This is a genomic window from Kocuria sp. CNJ-770, from assembly GCF_001942375.1.
Classification (GTDB): Bacteria; Actinomycetota; Actinomycetes; order Actinomycetales; family Micrococcaceae; genus Kocuria; species Kocuria oceani.
The window spans coordinates 1-1121 of the sequence record NZ_MKJW01000068.1; the positions used below are offsets into that span (position 1 = coordinate 1).

The following is a 1121-nucleotide window of genomic DNA, read 5'->3' on the forward strand; positions in this document are numbered from 1 at the left end:
TTTTCGGTGATCCAGTCGTGGAAGGCGCCGATGTGGTGTTCGGAGGGGACGAGGACGCCGCCGGTGGCGTAGATCTTGGAGTTCATGGCGGGTTGGCAGCGTTCGCAGGCGTCGAAGTCCTGCTGGTTGACGCGGTGGAAGAGTTCCACGGAGGCGGAGACGTCCTTGCCGGACTCGACCACGGTGGGCAGGTAGAGCCAGTCGCACTCGACGATGGTGTGGTCGGCGGCGAGGGGGAACATGCGGTGGATGATCACGTGGTCGGGGACGAGGTTGACGAAGACGGTGGGTTTGATGGTGATCGCGTAGTAGCGGCGGTCGTGGTCCTCATCGACTCCGGGGAGCTTGTCGAGGCCTTCGGAGCCGTCGACGGTGAAGCCGGCGACGTTCTCGCCGAACTCGGCGCCGTGGCCGACGAAGTACTGGGCGGCGAGTCCGTCGGCGAACTCGGGCAGGACCTCGGTGAGTTCGGGGTGGATGGTGGCGCAGTGGTAGCACTCCATGAAGTTCTCGATGATGAGCTTCCAGTTGGCCTTCACGTCGTAGGTGATGCGTCGGCCCAGGGCGAGGTTGGCGATGTCGTAGCCCTCGATGGCCTGGGTGTCGCCGAGGCGTTCTTCGATGTCGCCCATCACGTCGTCCTCGAAGGAGGGGGGGTTCTCGGCCAGGCAGACCCAGACGTAGCCGAGGTACTCGCGCACCGGGATGGTGACCAGTCCGTATTCCTGGCGGTCGATGTCGGGCATCTTGGTGAGGTTGGGGGCGGCGATGAGCTTGCCGTCGAAGTCGTAGGTCCAGGCGTGGTAGGGGCACTGGAAGGAGCGGTTGGCTTCGCCGGTCTCCTCCATGCACAGTTTCACGCCGCGGTGGCGGCAGATGTTGTAGAAGGCGCGGATGCCGTGCTTGCGGTTGCGGGTGATGATGATCGATTCCCGGCCGATCTGCACGGTGCGGTAGGCCCCGGGCTTGTCGAGGTCACCGGCGCGCACGGCGCAGAACCACATCTGCTCGAAGATGCGTTCCTGCTCGGCGCGGAAGACGGCCTCGTCCACGTAGGTGGAACCGGGCAGGGTGGAGATCAGGGACTCCGAGACAACGTTGGTCGACAACACGAACTCCTT

1 protein-coding gene is annotated in these 1121 nt (G+C 64.5%); it reads right to left on the bottom strand.

All coding sequences use genetic code 11. The features are described from left to right. The coding region (locus BJF77_RS03210) for an aromatic ring-hydroxylating dioxygenase subunit alpha (RefSeq protein WP_075871258.1) at positions 1–1109 on the bottom strand (1109 nt) is incomplete at its 3' end. Between the last annotated feature and the right edge of the window lie 12 nt (positions 1110–1121).